The organism is Rhodococcus ruber, from assembly GCF_016804345.1.
GTDB classification, from domain to species: domain Bacteria; phylum Actinomycetota; class Actinomycetes; order Mycobacteriales; family Mycobacteriaceae; genus Rhodococcus; species Rhodococcus ruber.
In genome coordinates this window covers 2,324,369-2,348,759 of the sequence record NZ_CP044211.1, presented here as the reverse complement: position 1 = coordinate 2,348,759, position 24,391 = coordinate 2,324,369, and the positions used below count along the sequence as shown (strand labels likewise).

Below are 24,391 nucleotides of genomic sequence, written 5' to 3'. Positions count from 1 at the left end.
AGTCCCTGATCGGCGGAAGCCGGTCAGGGACTCGCCTGTTTTCGGCGCCGTGTGTCGAACTCCGCACCAGTGCCCCCGTCCGAACACGGTCCGGGCAGCCATCGGGTGTACCCAGACGATGGGGCGGAAGGCGCCGTGCGACGACGCTCACCCGGTGAAGCAGTACGAGTCGCTGGACGCATCCCCGCCCTGCAGGCGCGTCTGGTGCACCCGAAGTCCGCGGAAGTCGTCGCCGTGCGGGAAGAACCCGCCGTCGACGACCAGGCCGCCGGCGGAGACATCGGCGTCGAACTTCGCCATCCACGCCCCCACACCGTCCGGGTAGAAGACCTCGTCCCAGGCCGCATAGAGCGAGTTGGTGGCGTAGACCCGGCGCCCGTCGCGACTGATCTCCACCATCTGCGGGCCTCCCGCGATCGGGAGGTCCGGAACCGCCGGGTGCGGCGCGCGGCCCACGATCCCACCGAGGCGCACCGATGCCGTCTCCCGTGGGTGGAACGGGTCGCCGACGTCGTACTGCTTGAGTTCTCCGGTGCCCCAGCACGAGACGTACAGCCAACGGTCGTCGACCGACAGGTCGATGTCGGAGACGAGCGGCGGTACCGCGCCGAAGGGTTTCAGCGCCGGCGGCAGATCGTCGGGGTCGGCCGGCTCCGCCGGAATGGTGATCACCTTCTCCACCGCCCACCGGTCGTCGCTCTTGTGCCACATCCACACCGACGCCGACAGATCCTCCACGCTGATGACGACGCCCACGAACCCGAACGCCGCGGAAGGATTGTGCGCCGGGCGGAGTTCGAGAACCATCTGATGCTCGTCACCGAGATCGATGCGCTGCGTCGGCTTGCGCTCGGACATGCTCCAGAAGTTCAGATGGTGTCCGAACCTGCGGCCGAGGAGGTCCTCGGCGTTCAGTCCGTTCTCGATCATCGACGGCGTGGCCCACTCGGAGGTGATCACCGTGTCGTGCTTCAGGTGCCACCACACGTCGTACGCCAGGGACTGCTCGCCGTGCTCGGCCTCCCAGGCTCCGATGACGTCGAACGTGTCGTGGTCGAGCAGCGCGACACCACCCGGACCCTCGGCGCCGTCGGCGCCTCCCAGGGCGGACATGAAGATGCCACCCGGTCCACAATGCACCGTGTGCGGCCGCGAGTATCCCGCCTTCGTGGCGAGCTCGGCGGCCTCGATCGTGCGTGTCACCACCGGGTGCCGCGCATCGGGTTTGGTGTCGAGGACATACGTTCTCGACGAGCGGATGCCCGGCACCACCAGGTACCGCCGCTCGAGCGGCTGGCCGTGGTGATCGCCGTGCCCCTCGTGACCGTGCCCCTCGTGACCGTGCCCCTCGTGACACAGCGCGCTCGAGCAGGCGTTCCATCCGAAGTGGTGCAACTCGTTGCCCGCCGTCGGCAGCTCGGTCCAGCCGATCACACCACCGTATGTCGGCGAACCCGGCTCGCAATCGACCACTGCGATCGCGTCCTTCGCCCGGCCGGCCGGATCGAAGGCAGCCACATAGGCAAGCCGCTCGGGCGCGGCTGCCACGGCGTCACTCGGGCTGCGGTAGAACGTGGGATCTGTCGTCGCAGACATGAATCCTCCTCGACTCGGACCTGTCCGCCGGGCCACGCTCGGTGGTCCACGGTCGGTCGACGTCACAGGTAGGCATGCCTTCTCCCTGATTCTCCGCCGCGCAGGACCGCATGTCGACCCTCCACGGTCGGGCTGCCCGGCGGTCGGCACCCGACACGGGAAGACCCCCGGGATCGTCGATCCCGGGGGTCTCGTGCCAACCGCTACCGCAGGAGGCGGACCCGGCCTGCCTCACGCCGGGGCGCCGGATCAGGCGCGCGCGTTTCCGGCCTTCCACGTCGACCACGGAATGTTCCAGTCCCCGAGTCCCTCGGTGCCCGAGAGGATGCCGCCGACGGTGTTCTGCACGACGACGATGTCACCGCGCTTGGTGTTGTCGAAGATCCACTTGGCGTTGGCCGGGCTCAGGTTGAGGCAGCCGTGGCTGACGTTGCGCACGCCCTGGTCGCCGAGGGACCACGGCGCCGAATGGAAGAAGATCCCGCTGTAGGACATCCGCGTCGCCCAGTCCACCGGGGTCCGGTACCCCTCCGCGGAGTCGACGGCGACGCCGTAGGTCGACGAGTCCATCACCAGATGCTCGAACCGGTCGCCGATCGTGTACACGCCGTTGGGGGTGGGCGTGCCGTCCTTGCCCATGGACGTGGGCATCGTCATCACGTCGACCCCGTTGCGGTTGACGGTGACCTGCTTGGTGTTGTCGTCGGCGGTGATGACCACCGCATCGCCGATCGTGAAGCTCGAGTGCACGTCCGACTGGCCGAACAGACCGTCGCCCAGATCGCGACCGTAGACCTTCACGTCCACCGTCACCCTCGTGCCCGGCGCCCAGTAGTTCTCGGGCCGCCACCGCACCTCACGGTTGCTCAGCCAGTAGAACGCGCCGTCGACCGGCGGCTCGGTGACGACGGTGATGGCCTGCTCGGCAGCGAGACGATCGGGGATGTTCTCGTCGAACTGGATCGCGACGGGCTGGCCGATGCCGACGACCGCGCCCTCACCCGGCATCACGTACGGCTGGGTGAGATTTCCCGGGGCGCTGGTGGTGAACGAGACGACGGTCGTCGTCGCTCCACCGAGCCCGTACGCGACGGCCTCGAGCCGGTACTGCCGGCTGTAGCCGAGCGGCTCGGTGTTGGCCCACGTGGCTCCGTCCGGACCGAGTGCCCCGGCTACGGGTTCCCCGTCCGGGTTGAGCAGCGTGACGGACTCGAGCTTGCCGTTGACCACCGAGACGGTCACCGGCTCGATGGGCGAGAAGCCGACTCCCCCGTCGACCACGCTCGCCGAGACCGTGGGCTTGATGAGCGCGGCGAGGGGATTCGAATCGATCGGCACCTCCTCGGCCCCGCCGGCGCCGGACGCGCCGGAGCAGGCCGTGACGAAGGTCATGACGCCGACCAACACCGCCCCGAGCACCGCCGCGACGGCATGCCGATTCCGCCGGCGGCGCGGCGCCGCACTGTTCCCAACCACTCTCACCCTCCGATTCCGGGCCTCCCCCGGGCCGCAAAACTGCACGTCGATGCGCGTGCGTTCGATGATGCCAGCCCCGCTCGAGGCACAGCCGCCGCGACGTCGACGACGCGAATAACGTTCGAATACCAATCGCCGCCGGCCCCCTCGGCGTTACGTCCCGCTTCCACCGAAATGCGGCATGACCAGCCGATTTGGTGCGCTCCTGGAAGGTGTGTAGTCTTTCCTTCGTCGCCGGGACAACGCCCGGAGACGCACCGCCAAGCGCCATTAGCTCAATTGGCAGAGCAGCTGACTCTTAATCAGCGGGTTCGGGGTTCGAGTCCCTGATGGCGCACAGCACGAAGGAAGGCCGGCGATCTGCGAGATCGCCAGCCTTCCTTCTTCTTTCCGTCGTGTCCGCTGTCATCCCCGTCCAGCCCGACACGAACTCGTGCATCCCGCGAAGCAGGTCCCGCCGATCCGGCACTTCGCCGGCGGTGTCGTACACAGATTTCCCCTGTGCGGGATGACGGACTGCACAATTCGCCCGATGCGAGCGCTCGGCCGTCGCGAACAAACTGGGGCCATGTTCACGAAGAGCATTGTGCGAGACGCTGGGACGTCGGCGGACGACGGCCACGCGGGCCTGCGAGCATGGTACGAACGAGTGCTTCCGGACGGCTCGGGATACAGCCGCAGGGTGGAATCGGACTTGCCCACCCGAGTGCACGTCCTGGAGAAGGGCGCCGGACCGCCGATGATCCTGCTCCACGGCACCGGGGTCGCTGCCGGATTCTTTCTGCCGCTACTCGCCGAACTCGACGGCGTCCGCGCGATTGCCCCGGACCTGCCCGGCCGGGGCCTCAGCGACCCGATCGACCACCCCCGACGGCACTTCCGCACAGCGGCGGTCGGGTGGCTGGATCGCCTGCTCGACGTCCTCGGCCTCGGCCTCGAAGAGACCGTGCTGCTCGGGCACTCCGCGGGCGGTGTGTGGGCCACCTGGTACGCACTCGCGCACCCGGAGCGGGTCGGCCGGCTCGTACTAGTCGGGCCGCCCGCCTTTCCGGGGACGCGGTGCCCGCTGCCGCACCGGGTACTCGCCACTCCGGGGCTCGGCAGGCTGGCGGCCGGTCTCGTTCCGCCCGGCCGGGAGTCCGTGCTCCGGTTTGCCGCCGTCATGGGGGAACGCGCGACGCTGGTCCGGCATCCCGACCTGATCGATCTGCTCGTTGCCATGCGCAGAGACCCCGTCGCCGAGTCGGCCGCGCGCGACGAGATACACGCACTCGTGTCTCCCCTGGCATTGCTGACGCCGTCCGGGTTCCGCCGGCGGACGCGCGTACGTCCCGATGAACTCGGCCGCCTGACCATGCCCACGCTTCTCGTCTGGGGCCGCGACGAGCCGCTCGGCGACGTCACCGTCGCGCGGGGGGGTGACCGACCTGATCCCCTCGGCGAAGCTGGCAGTCCTCCCGGGCGGACACGCGCCCTGGCTGGGGCAGCCCGCGCAGACAGCTGTCGTGATCCTCGATTTCCTCCGTTGACGCCTCTCCTTCCAGAAGGAGATTCCCGGCTCAGACCGCAACCGCACCACCACCGGGAGGGAGGTGATCCGCTTGACTCACGTCGTCGACACCGGTGTGGCCACGCTCCGCCACAGCCAGAATCACTCTGGCAGCGTTCCGGTCCCGGCACGCGGTATGCCCGCACGCCCGGCACCGGAAGATACGTTCCTCGAGTCCGAGGCGTTGCTTGGCTCTCGCGAAACACCTCGAACACGTCATGGTCGTGTACGCGGGCCGCACCAGCACCACCTTCCGGCCGGCCCGCCTGCCCCGCTCGAGCAACTCCCGTTTCACCGTCGCGACCGCGGCATCGGCGGCCGTGCGCGCCATCGTCGACCTCGACAGGAACCGGGGTCGGAAATCCTCCACCGCGACCAGACGATGCGCCTCGACCACGGCCCGGGCCCAGATCCGGCCGTCGTGCCGGCTGCGCCGGGCCGCTTTCTTCTGCACCTTCGCGGCCCGGGTGCGGGCCCGGCGATAGCCCCTCGAGGGTGGGTGCCCCGTCCCCCGGCGGCGCCGCGCCATCGTCCGCTGCGCTCTCGCCACCTGCGCCGCACACCGTCTCCGGTGCCCGTGCTGCGGCAGGTCGAACCGCTCCTCGGTGGCCGTCGCGGTGCGGGCCACGCCCCAGTCGATCCCGACCGCGCTGTTCGGGTCGGCGGCCGGGATCGGCTCGGCCTCGCGGGTCACCACGAACGAGGCGTACCAGTGCCCCAGGCAATCGCGGGTGATGCGCACACTCGACGGCGCCGACGGCAGTGCCCGCGACCACACCACCGGCACACGCACGCCTTTGGGCAGCACCAACCGGCCGTGGCGGATCCGGAACCCGCGGCGGGTGTACTCGAGCGAGGGCAGGGTCTTCCTCCGCGCCTTGAACCGCGGCCGGCCCCGGCCCTCGACCGTGCACGACGCGTCCAACGCCTGCGCGTAGGTACGCAGCATCTGCTGCTGGGCGACCTGGGAGCCGTCCCGCAACCACGACGAGCGGGCCCGGGCGTCGGTCAACTGCTTGGCCAGCTTCCCGAACGTCGGCCGGCGACCGGCCTTGTGTTGGTGCACCGCCTCGTTCCACAGGAACCGGCAGCGATGCCACTCCTGCATCAGTGCATGTTCGGCGATGGTGCCCGGCCGCAACCGGTAGTTGTAGCGCACCACCTCGACCCCCATGCCCGGCACGCTAACCGACCCCACCGACAGGTTCGCCCGACACCACCACTCCCCCCGAAAGGAGGACGGCGCTTCCTCTCCCTCGTGAACGAGGCAGTATCCGCGCCGCACATCAGATGACGACGAGGCGTGCGTGTCCGGCTCGCACCGGCATGCCGCGACGACTGAGTGTGCCGAGCCGCCTTGCGATTTCGGTCCGATGCCCGTCGAACCCACCTACTGTGGGACGAACATCACACCGAATGCCGGAGGAGTACCACCATGGGTCAGCTCGAGGGCAAGGTCGCATTCATCACCGGTGCTGCACGCGGGCAGGGCCGCAGTCACGCGGTCCGGCTGGCCGAGGAGGGCGCCGACATCATCGCGGTCGACCTCTGTGCGCAGGTCGACTCCGTGGGCTATCCCCTCGCCACGCCGGACGACCTGGCCGAGACGGTTCGGCAGGTCGAGGCGCTGGACCGGCGGATCGTCGCCACCCAGGCCGACGTCCGCGACAGTGCCGCCCTGAAGTCGGCGGTCGACGAGGGCGTCGCCCAGCTCGGCCGGCTCGACATCGTCCTCGCGAACGCCGGCATCGCCACCTTCGCGCCCGTCGAGGACCTGACGGACGAGATGTGGGACGACATGATCGACATCAATCTCACGGGGGTGTTCAAGACGGTGCGGGCAGCCGTGCCGCACCTGAAGGCCAACGACGGCGGCGGCGCGATCGTGCTCACCAGTTCCACCGCCGGCATCAAGGGACTGGCGAACCTGGCGCACTACGTCGCGGCCAAGCACGGCGTGGTGGGATTGACGAAGACCCTCGCCAACGAGCTCGCCCCGCACATGATCCGGGTCAACTCGGTGCATCCCACGTCGGTGGACACCGACATGATCCACAACGAGCAGACCTACGCGGTCTTCAACCCGGACAAGAAGCCGTCGGAGATCACCCGGGAGGAAGCGGGCGAGTCGTTCAAGACCATGAACGCCCTGCCGATCGAATGGGTCGAACCGGTCGACATCAGCAACGCGATCCTGTTCCTGGTCAGCGACGCGGGTCGCTACGTCACCGGGGTGCAGCTGCCGATCGACGCGGGCGCAGTGATCAAGTAGCCGTCCCGGGTCCGGTGCGCCGGCGGGCGAAGCCCGCCGGTCAGCCCTCCACGATCACGGGATCGCCGATCTTCACCCGGTCGAAGTACCACTGCGCGTTCTCGGTGCTCAGGTTGATGCACCCGTGGCTGACGTTCGCATACCCCTGCGAGTCCACCGACCACGGCGCGGCATGCACGAAGATGCCGCCCCACGTGAGCCGCACGGCGTACTCGGTGTCGATGCGGTAGCCCTCCGGGGAGTCGATCGGGACGCCGTAGGTGGACGAGTCCATGACGAGGTCGCGGAACTTCTCGAGCACCGAGAACGTGCCGACCGGGGTCTCGTAGCCGGGCTTGCCCATCGACGCCGGCATCGTCCGTACCACCTCGCCGTTGAGGAGGACCGTGAACTGGTGCGTCGAGCGGTTCGCGACGGCGACGAACTCGTCGCCCACCTGGAACTGGGTGCGCGCTCCGGCGACGGCGACGGTCACGGTGGTGTGCCCCGGCCAGAGGTCGTCGGGAACCCACTGCACCCGGCGGTCGTCGAGCCACGCGAAGTGGCCGCTCACCGGCTTCGACGTGGTGATCTCGACGGCACGCTCGGCGACGGCGCGGTCGGCGACGGGGGCGCCGAACCGGATGGTCACCGGGTGCCCCACCCCCACCACCGCGCCGTTCGCCGGCTCGAGCGCCGACGTGGGCAGCCGTGTCGGCGAAGCACCGCCGAGCGTCCCAGCAGTGGCCGCAGCCCCGGAGCCGAGCAGGGCCACGGCGGTCAGGATCGAGACGAGAAGAAGTCGTGCAATCCGCTGTGCGTTCGGCATGGCCGTCAGCCCCCTCCGAGATGGCGCGGTGTGGCTCACTCTCAGTCAATCACGCCATGATCGAACTCGGAACGGTCCAAGGTCACCGATCGGCCCGCGCGCCGACGCCGCCCGGAGACGACGAAGGGCACCGCGGTCCGGTACGCCGGACGACGGTGCCCTTCGGGGCCGGAACTCGGCGCGACAGAACTCGGCGCGACAGAACTCGGCGCGACAGAACTCGGCGCGACAGAACTCGGCGCGACAGAACTCGGCGCGACAGAATTCAGCGCAACAGCTTGCGCAGCACCAGCGCACCGACGACGGCGCCCACCGCGACGAGCGCGTACTTGACGTTGGGCTGGTTCACCTTCTCCATCACGGTCTGCTTGGTGTGCGCCATCACGTTCTTCGGGCTGGCGCGCACACTCAATTCGTCGAGGGTGCTCGCAAGCTGGTTGCGGGCGTTCTCGATGTCCCGTTCGATGGCCTCGGTGTCCCTACCCACGTGATCCTCCAGTTGGTCGCTGCACTGTGCTGCGACCACGGTAGTGGACGCACAGGTCCGTTACCCTCTCGGAGGTGACGGAAAACAGCAGCAGGCTCGCTCCCGGCGACACGGCTCCCGAATTCACCCTCCCCGACGCGGACGGCAACGAGGTATCCCTGTCGGACTACCGCGGACGCAAGGTGATCGTGTACTTCTACCCCGCGGCAAGCACTCCCGGGTGCACCAAGCAAGCCTGCGATTTCCGCGACAGCCTCGCCGACCTGAACGGCGCCGGGCTCGCCGTCGTGGGCATCTCCCCCGACAAGCCGGCCAAGCTCGCGAAGTTCCGGGACGCCGAGCAGCTGACGTTCCCGCTGCTGTCGGATCCGGACAGGACCACGCTGACGGCATGGGGTGCGTTCGGTGAGAAGAAGATGTACGGCAAGACCGTCACGGGCGTGATCCGTTCGACGTTCGTCGTCGACGAGGACGGCCGGATCGAGGTCGCGCAGTACAACGTCCGCGCCACGGGGCACGTCGCGAAACTGCGCCGCGACCTGTCGGTCTGACCTCCGGTCACCGGCCGAGTGAGGCGAGGACCAGCGCCTCCGCGACGGCCATGTGCTCGAGTTCGGACGGGTCGACGCTCTCGTCGGGCGCGTGGATGCGGGCGCCGGGCTCCTCCACGCCGAGCAGCGCGATCTCCGCGTCCGGCAGCACCTGCTGCAGCACGGTGCACAGCGGGATCGAGCCGCCCTGCCCGACCGTGCCGACCTCGCGTCCGTAGACGGCGCCGAGCGCCCGTTGCAGCGCGGCGTATCCCGGCCCGCCGGTCGCCGCCCGGAACGGTTCGCTCACACCCTCCCGGTCGACCCGCACCCGCACGTTCCAGGGCGCGTGCGCATGCAGGTGCGCGACGAGGGCATCCTGCGCGGCGAGCGGGTCCGTCCCCGGTGGGACCCGCAGGTTCAGCCGCGCGGACGCGCGCGGCACGACCGCGGCCGCCGAGCCGACGACGGGTGGCGCGTCGATCCCGAGGATCGTCACCGCGGGCCGCGCCCACACGGCGTCGGCGACCGTCCCGGACGACAGCAACGAGACTCCCTCGAGCACACCGGCATCCGCGCGGAACGTGGTGTCCGGATAGGGTTCGCCCTCCCACGTGCCGTGGCTGTCGAGGCCGTCGATCACGGTGTCGCCGGCCTCGTCGCGCAGGCTCGACAGCAGGCGCACCAGCGCAGCGAGAGCATCGGGGGCCGCGCCGCCGAACTGCCCCGAGTGGATCTCCCCGGCCAGGGCGTCGACGTGCACGACGACGTTCGCCAGGCCGCGCAGCGACGTCGTGAGGGTCGGCCGTCCCGCCTCCGCGTTGCCGCAGTCCGCGACGAGCACCAGGTCGGCGGCGAACAGCTCGGGACGCGCCCGGGCGAGGTCCTCGAGACCACCGCCGCCGGTCTCCTCCGAGCCGTCGCCGACGATCCGGACCCCGACCGGCAGCGGCCCGAGTTCACGCAGCGCCCGCAGCGCGAGCAGATGCATCACCAGGTTGCCCTTGCAGTCCGCGGCACCGCGGCCGTACCACCGGCCGTCGCGTTCGGTGAGCTCGAACGGCGGGCTGTGCCACAGCGACTCGTCGCCCGGGGGCTGCACGTCGTAGTGGCTGTAGAGCAGCACGGTCGGCGCCCCCGGCGGTGCGGGGGTGTGCCCGAACACCGCGAGGGAGCCGTCGGAGGTCTCGATCAGCCCCGTGCCCTCGATGCCCACGGCGGTGAACGCGTCGCGCACCCATTCCGCGGCCGCGACACACTGTTCGGGCGGGAACAGACGCGGATCCGCCACCGACCGGAAGGCCACGAGTTCCGCGAGGTCCGCGCGCGCTGCCGGCAGGAGCCGGCGCACCCGCTCGCACATCTCCGCGACGTCCACGGCACCTCCCGATCGTTGTGTCTCGTTTTCGGTACGGGTACAGCCCGTCCCGATCGAAGCATGCCCGGCGCGCCGATATCCGGCGTACATTTCGCGATGTCGGGGTCGCCAACGGGCGGAACGGTCCACGGGAGGCGGGGGGCCGGCCGACCCTCGAACGGAAGGCACTGCGATGCCACCCAGTCCGCAGACCGCACTCACGCCCTTCTACCGGCAGGTCCAGTCCCACTACGACCTCTCGGACGAGTTCTTCACCCTGTTCCTCGACCCGTCCATGACCTACAGCTGCGCGTACTTCGAGCGGGACGACATGACGCTCGAGCAGGCCCAGGCCGCCAAGGTCGACCTGTCGCTCGGCAAGTGCGACCTGCACCCGGGCATGACACTGCTCGACGTCGGATGCGGCTGGGGCTCGACGATGCTGCGTGCGGCCACGCACTACGACGTGGACACCATCGGGCTCACCCTCAGCCGAAACCAGTACGAGCACGTCCGCGATCTCGCCGCGCGACTGCCCGGCCCCCGCACCGTGGACGTGCGTCTGCAGGGCTGGGAGGAGTTCGACGGGCGGGTGGACCGCATCGTGAGCATCGGCGCGTTCGAGCACTTCCGGAGCGAACGCTACGACCAGTTCTTCACCAAGTGCCACGACATGCTGCCGCCGGACGGCCGGATGCTGCTGCACACCATCGTGGGGCACCGGCTCACCACCCTGCGCGAGCGGGGAATCCCGGTGACCCGCGAGAACGCGCTGTTCCACATCTTCATCAAACGGGAGATCTTCCCCGGCGGGCAGTTGCCGCAGCCGGAGACGGTGGTCGACGGCGCGGAGCGGTCGGGGTTCCGGGTCGACCGCATCCAGGCCCTGGCTCCGCACTACGTCCGCACCCTCGAACACTGGGCCGCGGCCCTGTCGGCCCGCCGCGACGAGGCGGTCGCCCTGTCGTCGGAGGAGATGTACGAGCGGTTCATGAAGTACCTGAACGGTTCCGCCGAGCACTTCCGGACGGGACACATCGACGTCATGCAGTTCACCCTCGTCAAGTGAGCCGACGGCGGCTCCGCGGTGTTAGCTGGGACTCGCCCTCACAGCTAGAAGTTCGGAATTCGGACAACCTCCGGCTAGCCTGGGCGCGTGGAGTCTGCAACGAAGCGCGGCCGTACCCCACGCCGAATCGACCCGGCGCTGGAGGTCCAGGCGGCCCCCCAGGAGCTCGTGCCGCGCCGCCGCCCGACGCAGGAGCGCAGCCGGCGCAAGTTCGACGCGCTGCTCGCCGCGTCCCGCGAACTGCTCACCGAGGTCGGCTTCGAGTCGTTCACCTGCGAAGAGGTGGCCGCCCGGGCCGACGTCCCCATCGGCACCCTCTACCAGTTCTTCGCCAACAAGTACGTCATCGTCTGTGAACTGAACCGGCAGGACCTGGTGGGCGTGCAGGACGAACTCGCCAAGTTCGACGGCGTCGTCCCGTCCGTGGACTGGCTGCGGTTCCTCAACTCCTTCGTCGACCATCTCGCCGGGCTGTGGATGTCGGACCCGTCGCGGCGGGAGGTGTGGCTGGCGATGCAGTCCACCCCGTCGACGCGGGCGACCGGCGCGATCCACGAGAAGGAGTTCGCCGAGCAGATCGCGCGGATGCTGGCTCCGCTGATGCCCGACACCCCCCGCGAGCGCCGCACCCTGATGGCCGAGGTGCTCGTGCACGTCGTGTACTCGATGCTGAACTTCTCCGTGCAGGACGACCAGAGCCACGCCGACGCGGTCGTCGAACTCAAGCGGCTGATGGGCGCATACCTGATGGTGGCCGAGAAGGAGTCCCGGACGAGCGCCAAGCGACGCAAGCGCCGTGAGGAGGCCTCCCGGGCGGAGGAGTCCCGCCGGGCCGACGACCCCGAAACGCGGCAGGCGGAGGAAGTCCGCACTTCCTCCGCCTGAAACCCGGGCCGCTACCCCTGCGGGTCCTCCTCGAGCACGACGAACGCCCCCGCCATGTCTCCGTCGTGCGTGAGCGAGACGTGGATCCGCACCCCGGTCAGGTGCGCGGCGACGTCGCCGTGCAGCCGGATCCCGGGCCGCCCCCACGCGTCGGAGACCACCTCGATCTGCCGGTGCACGGTCTCCGGCAGCACCGGCGGGCTGCCGAACAGCGACGCCGACCACGCCTTGATCAGCGCCTCCTTCGCAGCCCACCGGGCGGCGAAGTGCCGGCCGGGACGGGAGCTGCGGGTGTTCGCGTCCCGACGCTCGCCCGGCGTGAAGTTCGAGAGCATCGCCGTACCTGCGCGGCCCAGCTGCTCCTCGAACTCCGACACCGTGACCAGGTCGAACCCGATCCCCGCAACTCCCATCCGTCCCGTGACCCGCTCTCTGTGACCGTGCGGCCGGCGGCTACTTGCAGCCGGGCAGACCCGAACGGTACACGTCGCCGTCGCCCAGTCGTGCCTGCGGCGAGAGCAGCACGTCGGCCTCGAGCTGGCGTGCCGCGTCCGCCGGCACCGAGTCCCCGCCGAAGCGGCGGTCGGCGGGCCGCTGGTACAGGGCCGCACCCCCGGTCATCGCCTCCGCGAGGCGGCGCTTACCGGCGACGGCGCGGGCCTGAGCCTGCTCGACGTAGGCCTGCCGGCGCTCCGCCGGGATCGCCTCGACGAACGCCTGCGGGTGGACCACCGCGATCAGCCCCGACACGTGGCCGAACCCGAGGCTGGTCAGCAGACCGGCCTTGAGCGCGTACCGCTCGCCGAAGCGGAGCGGGGTGCGCGGCCACACCAGGTGCTCGAACCCGGCCATCTTGTCGTCGACGCAGTCCAGGCTGCGGTTCGGCGGGACGACGCCCTGGCTGAGGACCTGGCACAGGCCGATCAGCTGGAACGCCGCCGCGCCACCCTTGGCGTGACCGGTCAGCGACTTCTGCGACACCACGAACATCGGCGCACCGTCGCTGCGGCCCAGCGACCCCGCCAGGCGCTCGTGCAGCTCCGCCTCGTTCGGGTCGTTGGCCGCTGTGGAGGTGTCGTGCTTGGAGATCACCGCGATGTCGTCGGCGGTGACGCCGAGCTTGCGCAGCTCCCGCGCCAGGCCCGACTCGAGCCCGCCGCGACCCGCGCCGAGGGCACCGATGCCCGGGGCCGGGATCGAGGTGTGCACGCCGTCGGCGAAGGAACCGGCCCAGGCGACCACACCGAGGACGGGCAGGCCCATCTCCAGCGCCAGGTCGCCGCGGGCGAGCAGGACCGTGCCGCCACCGGCGGACTCGACGAACCCGCCGCGCCGGCGATCGTTGGCCCGGGAGAACCGGCGATCGCTGATGCCCTTGGCCGTCATGTCGTCCGACTTCGCGGTGGCCGACATGTCACCGAACCCGACGATGCCCTCGATGCCGAGGTCGTCGAAACCGCCGGCGACGACGAGCTGCGCCTTGCCCAGCTTGATCTTGTCGACACCCTCCTCGACCGAGACCGCGGCCGTCGCGCACGCCGCCACCGGATGCACCATCGCGCCGTAGCCGCCGACGTACGACTGCACGACGTGCGCGGCGATGACGTTCGGCAGGGCCTCCTGCAGGATGTCGTTCGCGCGGGACTCACCGAGCAGCGTGTCGATGTACAGCGACCGCATCGAGGTCATGCCGCCCATGCCGGTGCCCTGGGTGTTCGCCACATACGAGGGGTGCACCCAGCGCATCAGCTCCGACGGGGTGAAACCGCTCGAGAGGAACGCGTCGACCGTGGTCACGATGTTCCACAGGCCCACCCGGTCCACGGACTCGGCCATGTCGGCGGGGATGCCCCACTTGGTGACGTCGAACCCGGTCGGGATCTGGCCACCGACCGTGCGGGTCAGGTTCATCTTGCGGGGCACCCGGATCTCGGTGCCGGCCTTGCGGGTGACGGTCCAGTCACCGCTGTCCGGAACCGAGTTTGCGACGGTGTTCTCCGGGTCGGCGTCGACGAACGCCCGGGCCTCGGCCTCGGACCCGACCACGAACGACAGGTCCTTGTCCAGGAACACCGAGGTCAGCAGCGGCGCCGCATTGTCGATCATCGCGCCGTCGTCGCCGTAGCGGCGGATGCCGCAGCGCTCGACCACCGCGTCGTGGTACCGGTCGGCGATCTCCGCCTCGGGCACCAGCTCGCCGGTCTCCGCGTCGTACCAGCCCGGGGTGGGATCGTTCTCCCATGCCACCAGGCCCGTGACCCAGGCCAGCTCGAGCACACCGGCGGCCGACAGTTCCTCGTCGACCTCCATCTCGAAGCGGGTGCGGGCCGAGCCGTACGGGCCGAGCTCGCCGGCGCCGACGATGACCACCAGATCGGCGGGATCGACGTCGAGCGCCTTCCATTCCGGCGCGGGCGTCGTCGCGTCCAGGCGCGGCGGCGCGGGCAGCGCCGCGATGGTGACCTCGTCGGACTCGGGCTCCGCGGCGGCGTTGGCCTCGGCCTCCTCCTGGGCCCGCTTGGCCAGAGCCGGCAGGTCGATGTCGGCCTCGGACAGGCCCCCGGTCAGATCCGCCACCAGCGGCGCGGCCGCGGCGGACTCCTTGGAGCCGGCGGTGACGAGCTTGAGCAGCTCGACGGCCATCTCGTCGGTCGACCAGGTGCGCACCCCGGCGGCCTCGGCGGCCTCGACCAGCGGATCGTTGCCGCCCATCAGGCCCGTGCCCCGGACCCAGCCGATGAGGGCGTGGGCGAGGGTGACCCGCTCGGCCCACGTGCGCTCGGCGTGCCAGCGGTTGACGATCGCGTCCAGCGCGGCCTTCGCCTCGCCGTACGCACCGTCGCCGCCGAACTTGCCGCGGTTCGGCGAACCCGGCAGCACGACGTGCAGGTGGGTGTCGACGTCGCGGTCGTAGCCGATGTCGGCCAGCCCCGCGATGAGCCGCTCCACCGACCACAGCAGGACCCGCATCTCCATCTCGGCGCGGGCACCGGCGTCGGCCATCGACCCGACCACGCGCGGCGCGGCGAACGGGAACAGCAGCGTCGGGGTCAGGGCCTCCTTGATCAGCTTCTTGGCGCCGCCCGCGGTCTCCACGGTCTCGGTGCCGAGCCACTGCACCAACGCGTCGACGTCGGAGTAGGACGCCATGTTGGCGGGGACCACCCACAGGGCCGCACCGGACCGCGCGTTGCCTGCGTACAGCTCCTTGTAGAAGCCCAGGCGGCTGTCGCTCAGGCTCGAGGTGGTGACCACGACCGTCGCGCCGCCGGCGAGCAGCTTCGCCGCGACCGCGGCCGCGATCCCGCCCTTGCTGGCGCCGGTGACGACGGCGACCTCGCCCGCGTACTCGGCGTCGCCGGTCTGCCGGGCAGCCGTCGCGATCGCCTCGAAGGTCGGCGCGAGCTCCGCGCGGCCGGCCTCGGTGGCCTTACCCGCCCAGAACGTGGCGTGCGCGGCCACCGTGGCGCCCGCACCGGCGAAGCGCTCCGCGGCGATCTCGGCACCGAGCCACACGCGGGCCAGGTCCTCACGGGCCGTCGCCCACCGGTCGTCGATCAGCACGGCCTTGCGGGCGTCGAACGCCGGGGCGACCAGCCGCGGCCAGTCGGAACCGAGCTCCGCCGAGACCAGGTCGACCAGCTCGGTGTCCGCCTTGTCCGCGAGGTCCGAGACCGCGTCGGCCAGGCCCAGCTCGGACAGGATCAGACGCGCGGTCTTGGCGAGCACACCGTTCGAGCCGGTGATGCCCTCGGCGAACTCGCCGAGCGCGGCGGCGTCGACGGTGGCGCCGCCACCGCCACCGGCGGACGGCATCGACACCGCGACGCCCCGGCGACCGGCGACCGACTGCACCGCCGCATCGATCAGCTTGTCGACGGCACCGCCGTCGGACAGCGCGCCGTCGGACAGGCCGCCGAGCGCACCGCCGCGGACGGACGAACCGTCCCGGCTGCCGAGCGCGACCTCCGCGGTCACATGCGACGCCCAGCCCTCGCCCAGACCCCACACCTTCGTGACGCGGTCGGCGACGTACGCGGGACGCTTGCCCGACGGGCCGAACACCTTGCGCAGGTGGTCGTTGATCGAATCCGACAGCACCGGGCCGAAGGGCCGGTAGGTGCGGGCCAGGCGATCGACCGTGCCGGCGAGCGCGCCCATGTCGGCGTCGGCCGCACCGTCGATGGCACCGAGCGACAGCTCCGAACCGAGGTCGACGAGCAGCTGGTTACGCCGCGAGGACACCCCGTCGCACAGCGCCTCGATCGTGTCGGCGGGACCGACCTGATCCGGGCGCAGCTTCGTCCACAGGGCGATGAGCACCTTCGTGGCGTCGGCGGCCTTGAACGCGATGTCGTCCGGGCGCGGTCCACCCGCCGGAGCGGCAGGTGCGGCGGCCGGAGCGGCAGCCGCGGCCGGGGCGGCAGCGGACGTCTCGGCCGAGGCCGGCTCGTCGTCCTCCACCGGCGCCGGATCGACGTCCGTGGAGTACACGACCGAGGCCTCACGCTCGATGTTGAGCACCTCGACCGGCTGCCCGAAGCGGCCCGGCAGCTTCAGCGTCTGCGACGCCAGGTTCGCGACCGTCGGGGCGGCACCGAGGCCGACCTCGACGAACCGCTCCACGCCCAGGCCACCGTCGGCCTCGTCGGCGAACAGCAGGTCCTGCGTCTCGATCCAGCGGACCGGGGACGCGAACTGCCACGCGAGCAGCTCGGCGAGCACCACGCGGCACAGCTTCGAGCGATCGGCCGCCCAGGTGTCGAAGTCCGCGAGGACCTCGGCCAGCGGCTCGGACGGCACCAGGTCGGCGATCTCCTGGACGAACTCCCGGCCCAGGTCGAACGGCTTGGGCACCAGGTTCGGGATGTAGCGGCCGATGAGGATGTCGGGATCGATCTGCTCCGGCAGCAGGTTCAGCAGACGCTCCCGGAAGTCGTCCACGCCGCCGCGCAGGACGGTCGAGTGGAACGGCACGTCGATACCCGGAACCAGGATGAACGCCCGCTTGCCACCGAACTCGGCGACCTTGCGCTCGATCACGGACTCGAGGACCTCGAGACCGGCGACCGTGCCGGCGATCGCGTACTGCGAGCCGCGCAGGTTCAGGTTGACGATCTGCAGGAACTCCCCGGTCTCCTCCGCGACCCCGGCGACGAACGCCTCGAGATCGGCATCGGCGACACCGAACTGCGACGGACGGATCGCGGCCATGCGGTAGTTCGAGCGGCCGTGCTCGTCGCGCGGCACGAGGGCGTGCATCGCCGAGCCACGGCTGAACACCACCTCGAGCACCGCCTCGAGCGGCAGCACCCCGGCCACCGCGGCGAGGGCGTTGTACTCGCCCACCGAGTGACCGGCCAGGAACGCGCCCTCGACGAAGGCGCCGGCCTCACGCAGTTCCGCGATCTGGGCGACACCCAGGGTCGCCATCGCGACCTGCGTGAACTGGGTCAGGTGCAGCACGCCGTCCGGGTGCTTGTGGGTGACACCGCGGGCCTTGAGCACGGTCGGGTTGTCGCGCACCACGGCCAGGATGGAGAAGCCCAGGGCCTTGCGGGTGTGCTTGTCGGCGCGATCCCAGATCTCCCGGGCGGCCTTGCTGCGGGCACGCGCGTCCAGGCCCATGCCGGGCCGCTGGATGCCCTGGCCGGGGAACGCGTACACCGTGCGCGGGGCAGCGGTGCGGCCGGTGGCGACCATCACCAGGTCGCCGTCCACGCGGCAGCCCACCTCGACGATCTCGGCGCCGCGGTCGGTCGCGATGCGGTCGACTCGCACGTCGATCTGCGCGCCGGGGCGCACCATGCCGAGGAACCGCGCGGTCCACGCCGTCAGGCGGCGGGCCGGCAGCTTGGCGTCGGCCTCGAGGGCGGTGACGACCTGCTGGGCGGCGGCCGAGAGCCACATGCCGTGCACGATCGGGGTGCCCAGGCCGGCCAGCAGGGCGGCATTGTCCGAGGTATGGATCGGGTTGTGGTCGCCCGAGACACGCGCGAAGGCGCTCATGTCGATCGGGGCGACGATCACGGCGTCGCGGCGACGACGACGCGGGGTCTCCACCGCGTCCTCGCTCACGGCACCGCCGGCGCGGACCGGATCGGCCAGCTCCGCCTTGCCGATGCGGCCACGGATCGCGAAGCGCTCGATCAGCGTCGCGACCGTGGCGTCGCCGGAACCGTTGCCGTTGTCGGCGGTGATCTCCACGTGCACCTCGACCACCCGGCCGAGGTCGGTGTCGACCACGTCCTGCACCTCGGCCTTGACACCCAGGATGGACGGATCGGTCGGCAGACCGTCCTTCACGTCCACGGCGTGGTCGAGGTGGACCAGGTCCAGCATGCCCTCGATCACCGACAGGCTGTCGTCGGTCTGCGCGGCGCCGAGCGCGGCGAACACCGCCGGCCAGCACGCGCCGACGAGGACGTCGGGGACACCGTGGGCACTGGGGGTCAGGGTCGACGGCAGTCCCGAACCCGTGACACCGGCATGGTCGGCGATCTTCTCCGGCAGCCAGCCGAGGGTGATGCGGGCCGCGCCCTTCTTCACGGCGGGCAGCTCCTGGCCCGCGGCGACACCGAGCAGCGCCGACATGGACGCCGACGCGTCCTCCGCGGTGACGACGGGAGCGCCACCGGTGTGCACGGCGGCCGGCACGGTCAGGCGGATCTCGACGGTCTTGTCCCCCGCGAGCGGCACCGTCAGGCCCACGTGCTCGGCGTCGAGGACGCTCAGGGTGGCGCCCGTCGCGGCGTGCACGGCGGCGGTGTCGGACTCGACGGACCACTCGTCCAGGTCGCCGAGGCGGTGCACCGGGTTCACGGTCTGCCGGCCGGCCCAGTTCACATCCGGAGCCGACAGCACGGCGTCGAGCAGACCGGACGCAAGGTCCTGGTGACGGCGAGCGGCGATCTGCACCGGCTCGACACCGGCCGCGACCAACTCGTCGACGGTGGCCTTCTCGAACCGGTCGAGCAGCTCACCGACGGGCTCGTCGGCGCGGGTGATGCCCGCGACGGCGACGGTGCCCGGGATGATGCAGACCTGATCGGCGCTGTAGCGCGGATCGTGGGCCTGCCACAGGGAATCGGACCGCCACCAGCGACGCACGTCCTGGTCGACCACCGGCACGAAGTTCACCGGCTTGCCCGGGGTGCGGCACAGCGCGACGAAGAACGGAACGTCGGCCGGGTGCAGGACCACCGACTCGGCATCCGGGAACTGCCCGGTCAGCGCCGCCAGCGCCGCGTACGGCCGGTCGAGGGCCGCATCGTCGGCGAACAGCGTCGGGATCGGGCCACGATCGGCCGGGTGCAGCCGGGACTCGGCGCGCTGCAGCATCTCGCGGAAACGCTCACGCCAGGTGACGTCGATCCACGGGTTCTCGGCCGCGTCGGCCACCTCCTGCGAGCCGACGGCGAGCTCGAGGTAGCGGGTGAGCCACTGCCCGTAGGTCATCTCCGCGACGTCGCCGAAGTACGGCTTCGCGGTGACGTCCAGCGCGGCGATGATCTCGTCGCGGCGTGCGGCCACGGCCTCGGCATCGCCCGCGACCTCGTCGAGCAGGCGGCCCGTGCGGGACGCCGCGTTGTCGATCTCGTGGATGTCCGCGCCCAGCTGGCTCCGGCCGGAGGCCATGCCGCCGGAGGCGGTGCCGGCGCCGACCCAGTCCGGAGTGCCGGGGGTCTCGACGAGCATCCGCTTGACCTCGGGCGACGTGGTCGCCTCGAGGGTCGCCATCGCCGCGGTGCCGACCAGGATGCCGTCGAGCGGCATCGCCGGGAAGCCGTGGGCGGTGGACCAGCGGCCGGTCAGGTAGTCGGCAGCCCGCTCGGGGGTACCGATGCCACCGCCGACGCACAGCACCAGGTTGGACCGGGTGCGCAGCTCGGCGTAGGTGGCGAGCAGCAGGTCGTCGAGGTCCTCCCACGAGTGGTGGCCACCGGCGCGGCCGCCCTCGATGTGGACGATGACCGGGTAGTTCGGCACCTCGTTCGCGATGCGGATCACCGAGCGGATCTGCGCGACGGTGCCCGGCTTGAACGCGACGTAGCTGATGCCGGCCTCGGTCAGCTCCTCGATGATCGAGACGGCTTCCTCGAGCTCGGGGATGCCGGCGGTGACGACCACACCGTCGAACGGTGCGCCCGCGGCGCGGGCCCGCGGCACGAGCCGCTTGCCGCCCACGTGCAGCTTCCACAGGTACGGGTCGAGGAACATCGAGTTGAACTGCACGGCGCGGCCCGGCTCGAGCAGCCCCTTCAGCTCCTCGACGTGGTCGGCGAAGATCTGCTCGGTGACCTGACCGCCACCGGCGAGCTCGGCCCAGTGGCCGGCGTTGGCCGCGGCGGCGACGATCTTCGGATCGACGGTGGTCGGCGTCATGCCGGCCAGCAGGATCGGCGAACGGCCGGTCAGGCGCGTGAACGCCGTCTCGACACCCTGACGGCCGTCGGGCAGGGTGACCGGCTTCGGCGCGAATGCGGACCACGGCTGCGGCACCTCGGGCTCCGCGCCCGGGGTCAGCAGGTTGCGCTGACCGCCGCGGGTCGCGGCGGCGATGATGCCCACACCCTGGCCCCGCAGGCCCGAGCTGGTCATCCGCGTCAGCAGCTCACCGGGACCCAGATCCAGGATCCACGAGGCACCGGCCGCGACGGCGTCGTCGACGAGGGCGACCCAGTCGACAGGGTCGACGAGCACTTCCTGCGCCAGCGAACGGGCGAGGTCGGCGTCCAGGCCGCAGCGCGACGCCCAGTCGGCGACCTGCTCGACAGCGTCGGCCAGCGCGGGGTGGTGGAAACCGATCTCGGCCGAGACCGGCTCGAAGGTCGGGGCGAACACGGCACCGCCGCGCTTCTTCGCCTCCCGCTCGCGGGTCTCCGCGGCGGCGATCTCCTCGCAGCGCTGCTGCACGCGCGCCAGTGCGGCCGGCGGACCGGACAGCACGACGCGGCGACGGGCGTTGCGGATGGCGACGACGGCGGACCGCTGCGGATCCTGGTCGGCGAAGACCTCGGCGACGACGGCGCGCAGGCGCTCGGGGTCGACGTTGGCGACGGCGAGCATCGGGAAGCGCTCGGCGCCGGAGATGATGCCGCGGCGACGGCCGACGAGGGTGGCAGCGGCACCGATGAGCTGGGCGATCGCGAGGATCTGCCCGTCCTTGGCGCCGGCGGCCTCGGTGGCCGCGACGGCGAGCACGCCCTGGGAGTGGCCGATCACGGCGGCCGGGGCCTGCGCGGTCACGTCGAGGCCCTGGTTCGCCAGCGCGCGCAGCGCGGCCACCTGGGTCAGGAACACGCCGGGCAGCGACACCGCGGCAGAGGTCAGTGTGGTCTCGGAGGGACCGGCGACGGGCGTCTCGTCCTCGTCGGCGACTTCCTGCTCGAGCATCCAAGCGATGGGGTCGAAGCCGCTCGGGCGCACCACGACGAGGTCGTGTGCGACGGGCGCGAGCAGCGCGTCGGCCTCGTTGACCAGTTCGGTCAGGACCGGCTCGAGTCCGTTGTCGCGGCTGAGTTCCTCGAGGGAGCTGAGCCACGGGGCACCCTGGCCGCCGAAGGCGAGGGCGTACGACTCCCCGGCGAGGAGCTTGTCGACCAGCGCGCCCTTTCGGGAGGCGGGGCCGATCCCCCGGTCGCCGGTGCGTCGTGATGCCTTCGAGTTCCGTCCGTTGTCGGCTGGTGTGGTCTCGTCGATCGTCACGCGTGTAGTTCCTCTCCTGAACACCTCGAGGGCGTGGTTCTCTCGTTGGCCGCCCGCGCCGCCGTTAGCGTTCTGATGGCTCTGATCTGCTCGTTCGGGCTACCCAAGAGTGACACAAAATCATGAGGGGTTCCTCATGTTTTGTTCCGTGCGGGTTACCGGGTACGGAAGGGCGCGTGAGATCACTCACAGCAGGTCGGAGAAGTGACTCACCGGTAGGGAGAGTCGGCGCAGGCTGCGCGGCTACGAGGACGTCCATCAACCTGAGGAATCCCTCACGTTTATCGTTACACAATCGTTACCATCTTGACGGGCCGCGAAACGCGTGCATGAGGGCGTTTTCCGCGGTTTGTCAGAACCGTCGGATACAGTCTTCGTATCGAACACACATTCGATCCAGGGGGGGCGATGGGGCGGTCGACGAAGTACACATTGGAAATCCTCGAGGAGGCGGTCCGAAACTCGACGAGCGTGGCGGGGGTCATGCGCTACCTCGGTCTCGTTCCGAGCGGGGGTTCGCACCACCACCTGAGCCGGCGGATCAAGAAGCTGGGCATCGACACGTCCCACTTCACTGGATCGGCGCACACCAGGGGTGGGCGTGCACTGAACCGTCTCGAATGGAAAGAAGTCCTGGTCCGCAAACCGATTGACGCTCCCCGACAGAAACCGCCTCTACTCCGCCGCGCCCTCGTCGAGTCCGGCCGCGCGTACAAGTGCGAGAGATGCGGCCTCGGGGATCAGTGGTGCGATTATCCGATCACGCTCCATGTCGATCACATCGATGGGAATCCGAACGACTCCCGTCCGGAGAACATCCGATTCCTGTGCCCCAACTGCCATAGTCAAACCCCGACGTGGGCCGCGAGAAAGCGCTTCGGAGCCCCCTAGGTCGAGCGAAGAAGCACCGATGTGATCGCGTAAAGTGACGCTGGTACGCGCGAGTGGCGGAACAGGCAGACGCGCGGCGCTTAGGACGCCGTGTCTTCGGACGTGGGGGTTCAAGTCCCCCCTCGCGCACCACGTGACCTCTCCCACGGCCCTCGACCGCTCTTGGCAGGTCGAGGGGCCGCTCGGGTACTTTTGATGACGTGTCCGAGAACCGTCCGCCGCGTCGCCTTGCCCTCGTCGTACTGGTGACGGTGGCCGCGGCCGGTTGTCTCGGTCTGGGCTTCTGGCAGTGGACCCGGTTCGAGGCCGTGGGCGGCACGTTCCAGAACCTCGGCTACGCACTCCAGTGGCCCGCGTTCGCCTTCTTCTGTGTCTACGCCTACCGCCGGTTCGTGAAGCTCGAGTCCGAGGACGCCGAGAGTCAGGCCACGGGGGCGCCGCGCGCGTCGGAACCGAAGGAACCCACCGAGATTCCCGAGGATCTCCTCCCCCAGCGGCCCCGCGTGCAGTTCGATCCGAACGCGGACGTCGATCCGGACGACCCGGAGGCCCGGCAGATGCTGGAGTACAACGATTACCTCGCGCAGCTGGCGCGCAGGTCCGATAGGAGCGCTCAGTGAGCACGACCCCCGAGCAGGCACCCGACCAGACGAGCGGTTCGACCACGCCGCAGTCCCGCCCGGAAGCCGACCAGAAGAAGATCGCCTCGGCCCTGACCCGGTATCGCGCGCTCGCGTGGATCACCGGCGTGTGGCTGCTCGTGCTCACCGGCGAGATGGTCGCGAAGTACATCCTGAAGGTCGAGAACGTTCCCGGCTGGATCGCCGTGGTCCACGGCTGGGTCTACGCGGTGTATCTCGTGCTCACGCTCGACCTGGCGATCAAGGTGCGCTGGCCCGCGGGCCGCACGATCGGCACCCTCCTCGCCGGGACGATCCCGTTCCTGTCGTTCTTCGTCGAGCACCAGCGCACGAAACAGGTCAAGGCCGATTTCGGCGTCTGACGCCGGCCCACATCCACGCGATCGACCGGAATCCGCCCACGCCACGGCGTGGGCGGATTCCGTTTATCCGCTCGAATCCCCAGCCCTCGAATCCCAGCCTTCGAATCCTCAGCGCTCGAATCCTCGGCTCGGTGCGGCGGTCTAGCGCGCGAGCGCGGCGAGGTCCGGCACGAGCTGTGCCAGCGCCCGCCCGCGGTGCGACGACGCGTCCTTCTCCTCGGCGCTGAGTTCGGCTGCGGTGCGGTCCTCGCCTTCCGGCCGGAACACCGGGTCGTAGCCGAACCCGTTGGCGCCTCGGGGGCTGTGGACGATGGCGCCGCGCCACTCCCCGCGCACGACGTGCACCGCGATCTCGCCGTCGTCACCGGGGACGGCGAGGGCGCAGGCGGAGACGAACGCCGCCCCGCGTCGCTCGTCGGGGACGTCCTGCAGCTGCCCGAGCAGCAGTTCGGTGTTGGCGTGGTCGTCGCCGTGCCGTCCCGACCAGCGCGCGGACAGCACCCCGGGCATCGCGTTGAGGGCATCGACTTCGAGACCGGAATCGTCTGCGACGCAAGCCATTCCGGTCGCGGCTGCGCCGTCGCGCGCCTTGGCGGCCGCGTTCTCCTCGAACGTCGCGCCGGTCTCGGGCGCCTCGTCGTAGGGCGGCACCGCGTCGAGGCCGACGAGGTCGATCCCGGCGATCCCGGCGGAGTCGAGGACGCGCTGCAGCTCGCGCAGCTTCTTCGCGTTGCGACTCGCCACGAGCACCCGCACCATC

General features: G+C 70.5%; 16 protein-coding genes, 2 tRNA genes and 1 pseudogene. 10 read left to right on the top strand and 9 right to left on the bottom strand.

Annotated features, from left to right (window positions below; genetic code table 11):
• Positions 1-147: 147 nt before the first annotated feature.
• Entirely contained in the window at positions 148-1,596 is a 1,449-nt protein-coding gene (locus F1734_RS10995) for a selenium-binding protein SBP56-related protein (RefSeq protein ID WP_059174804.1), read from the bottom strand.
• Between the two features lie 249 nt (positions 1,597-1,845).
• Positions 1,846-2,988 carry a L,D-transpeptidase gene (locus tag F1734_RS10990; protein WP_225223300.1) on the bottom strand — a complete coding sequence of 381 codons (1,143 nt, stop codon included), beginning with the start codon at positions 2,986-2,988 and terminating at the stop codon, positions 1,846-1,848.
• Between the two features lie 348 nt (positions 2,989-3,336).
• On the opposite strand from F1734_RS10990, the gene F1734_RS10985 reads away from it, so the two are divergent.
• Positions 3,337-3,409: transfer RNA gene (locus F1734_RS10985), tRNA-Lys, on the top strand.
• 171 nt (positions 3,410-3,580) lie between these two features.
• Positions 3,581-4,417 (top strand): annotated as a pseudogene (locus F1734_RS10980) (alpha/beta hydrolase); the annotation flags it as partial.
• Positions 4,418-4,631: 214 nt separating this feature from the next.
• Here F1734_RS10980 and F1734_RS10975 read toward each other — a convergent pair.
• Positions 4,632-5,795, bottom strand: coding sequence for an RNA-guided endonuclease InsQ/TnpB family protein (locus F1734_RS10975; protein ID WP_203011646.1), 1,164 nt, complete (start codon positions 5,793-5,795; stop codon positions 4,632-4,634).
• Positions 5,796-6,056: 261 nt separating this feature from the next.
• On the opposite strand from F1734_RS10975, the gene F1734_RS10970 reads away from it, so the two are divergent.
• Positions 6,057-6,893: a mycofactocin-coupled SDR family oxidoreductase gene (locus F1734_RS10970; RefSeq protein ID WP_102030794.1), complete on the top strand. Its 837-nt coding sequence runs from the start codon at positions 6,057-6,059 to the stop codon at positions 6,891-6,893.
• Positions 6,894-6,933: 40 nt separating this feature from the next.
• Here the strand turns inward: F1734_RS10970 and F1734_RS10965 are convergent, their stop codons facing one another.
• Entirely contained in the window at positions 6,934-7,701 is a 768-nt protein-coding gene (locus F1734_RS10965) for a L,D-transpeptidase (RefSeq protein WP_010596775.1), read from the bottom strand.
• A 265-nt stretch (positions 7,702-7,966) separates the two neighbouring features.
• Entirely contained in the window at positions 7,967-8,188 is a 222-nt protein-coding gene (locus tag F1734_RS10960; RefSeq protein ID WP_003938940.1) for a DUF3618 domain-containing protein, read from the bottom strand.
• 74 nt (positions 8,189-8,262) lie between these two features.
• Between F1734_RS10960 and bcp the strand changes: the two genes are divergently transcribed.
• Positions 8,263-8,739: a thioredoxin-dependent thiol peroxidase gene (gene bcp, locus F1734_RS10955; protein WP_010596774.1), complete on the top strand. Its 477-nt coding sequence runs from the start codon at positions 8,263-8,265 to the stop codon at positions 8,737-8,739.
• Positions 8,740-8,746: 7 nt separating this feature from the next.
• On the opposite strand, the gene F1734_RS10950 is transcribed toward bcp, so the two are convergent.
• A complete protein-coding gene (locus F1734_RS10950) occupies positions 8,747-10,081 on the bottom strand; it encodes a dipeptidase (RefSeq protein ID WP_040271734.1) in 1,335 nt (444 codons plus the stop codon).
• 187 nt (positions 10,082-10,268) lie between these two features.
• Here F1734_RS10950 and F1734_RS10945 point away from each other — a divergent pair, with 187 nt between their 5' ends.
• On the top strand, positions 10,269-11,144 hold the full coding sequence (locus tag F1734_RS10945) for a cyclopropane mycolic acid synthase family methyltransferase (RefSeq protein WP_010596772.1): 876 nt from the start codon (positions 10,269-10,271) through the stop codon (positions 11,142-11,144).
• 87 nt (positions 11,145-11,231) lie between these two features.
• The gene (locus F1734_RS10940; RefSeq protein ID WP_026137844.1) at positions 11,232-12,029 is read left to right on the top strand and encodes a TetR family transcriptional regulator; all 798 of its coding nucleotides are present in this window, start codon (positions 11,232-11,234) and stop codon (positions 12,027-12,029) included.
• A gap of 11 nt (positions 12,030-12,040) precedes the next feature.
• Here the strand turns inward: F1734_RS10940 and acpS are convergent, their stop codons facing one another.
• Positions 12,041-12,442: a holo-ACP synthase AcpS gene (gene acpS / locus F1734_RS10935; protein WP_010596770.1), complete on the bottom strand. Its 402-nt coding sequence runs from the start codon at positions 12,440-12,442 to the stop codon at positions 12,041-12,043.
• A 40-nt stretch (positions 12,443-12,482) separates the two neighbouring features.
• Complete coding sequence (locus F1734_RS10930; protein WP_203011645.1) at positions 12,483-21,737, bottom strand: type I polyketide synthase; 9,255 nt, start codon at positions 21,735-21,737, stop codon at positions 12,483-12,485.
• A 408-nt stretch (positions 21,738-22,145) separates the two neighbouring features.
• Between F1734_RS10930 and F1734_RS10925 the strand changes: the two genes are divergently transcribed.
• The 4 genes from F1734_RS10925 to F1734_RS10910 all read left to right on the top strand — a co-directional run bounded on the left by F1734_RS10925 (position 22,146) and on the right by F1734_RS10910 (position 23,631).
• The gene (locus tag F1734_RS10925; RefSeq protein WP_072786585.1) at positions 22,146-22,628 is read left to right on the top strand and encodes an HNH endonuclease; all 483 of its coding nucleotides are present in this window, start codon (positions 22,146-22,148) and stop codon (positions 22,626-22,628) included.
• A 47-nt stretch (positions 22,629-22,675) separates the two neighbouring features.
• A tRNA-Leu gene (locus F1734_RS10920) sits at positions 22,676-22,760 on the top strand.
• A 68-nt stretch (positions 22,761-22,828) separates the two neighbouring features.
• Positions 22,829-23,248, top strand: a complete 420-nt coding sequence (locus tag F1734_RS10915; protein WP_064066572.1) for a hypothetical protein — start codon at positions 22,829-22,831, stop codon at positions 23,246-23,248.
• The gene (locus F1734_RS10910) at positions 23,245-23,631 is read left to right on the top strand and encodes a DUF3817 domain-containing protein (RefSeq protein WP_064066571.1); all 387 of its coding nucleotides are present in this window, start codon (positions 23,245-23,247) and stop codon (positions 23,629-23,631) included. Before F1734_RS10915 ends, F1734_RS10910 begins: the two co-directional genes overlap by 4 nt.
• A 141-nt stretch (positions 23,632-23,772) precedes the next feature.
• Here the strand turns inward: F1734_RS10910 and rdgB are convergent, their stop codons facing one another.
• Positions 23,773-24,390 carry an RdgB/HAM1 family non-canonical purine NTP pyrophosphatase gene (gene rdgB / locus F1734_RS10905; RefSeq protein WP_010596764.1) on the bottom strand — a complete coding sequence of 206 codons (618 nt, stop codon included), beginning with the start codon at positions 24,388-24,390 and terminating at the stop codon, positions 23,773-23,775.
• Position 24,391 lies beyond the last annotated feature (1 nt).

Excerpts from the sequence above, each read along its gene's own strand:
- F1734_RS10965 (WP_010596775.1), bottom strand. The coding sequence starts at position 7,701 with ATGCCGAACGCACAGCGGATTGCACGACTTCTTCTCGTCTCGATCCTG.
- F1734_RS10970 (WP_102030794.1), top strand. The coding sequence starts at position 6,057 with ATGGGTCAGCTCGAGGGCAAGGTCGCATTCATCACCGGTGCTGCACGC.
- rdgB (WP_010596764.1), bottom strand. The coding sequence starts at position 24,390 with ATGGTGCGGGTGCTCGTGGCGAGTCGCAACGCGAAGAAGCTGCGCGAG.
- F1734_RS10945 (WP_010596772.1), top strand. The coding sequence starts at position 10,269 with ATGCCACCCAGTCCGCAGACCGCACTCACGCCCTTCTACCGGCAGGTC.
- F1734_RS10995 (WP_059174804.1), bottom strand. The coding sequence starts at position 1,596 with ATGTCTGCGACGACAGATCCCACGTTCTACCGCAGCCCGAGTGACGCC.
- F1734_RS10950 (WP_040271734.1), bottom strand. The coding sequence starts at position 10,081 with ATGTGCGAGCGGGTGCGCCGGCTCCTGCCGGCAGCGCGCGCGGACCTC.
- acpS (WP_010596770.1), bottom strand. The coding sequence starts at position 12,442 with ATGGGAGTTGCGGGGATCGGGTTCGACCTGGTCACGGTGTCGGAGTTC.
- F1734_RS10975 (WP_203011646.1), bottom strand. The coding sequence starts at position 5,795 with ATGGGGGTCGAGGTGGTGCGCTACAACTACCGGTTGCGGCCGGGCACC.
- F1734_RS10990 (WP_225223300.1), bottom strand. The coding sequence starts at position 2,988 with ATGACCTTCGTCACGGCCTGCTCCGGCGCGTCCGGCGCCGGCGGGGCC.
- F1734_RS10925 (WP_072786585.1), top strand. The coding sequence starts at position 22,146 with ATGGGGCGGTCGACGAAGTACACATTGGAAATCCTCGAGGAGGCGGTC.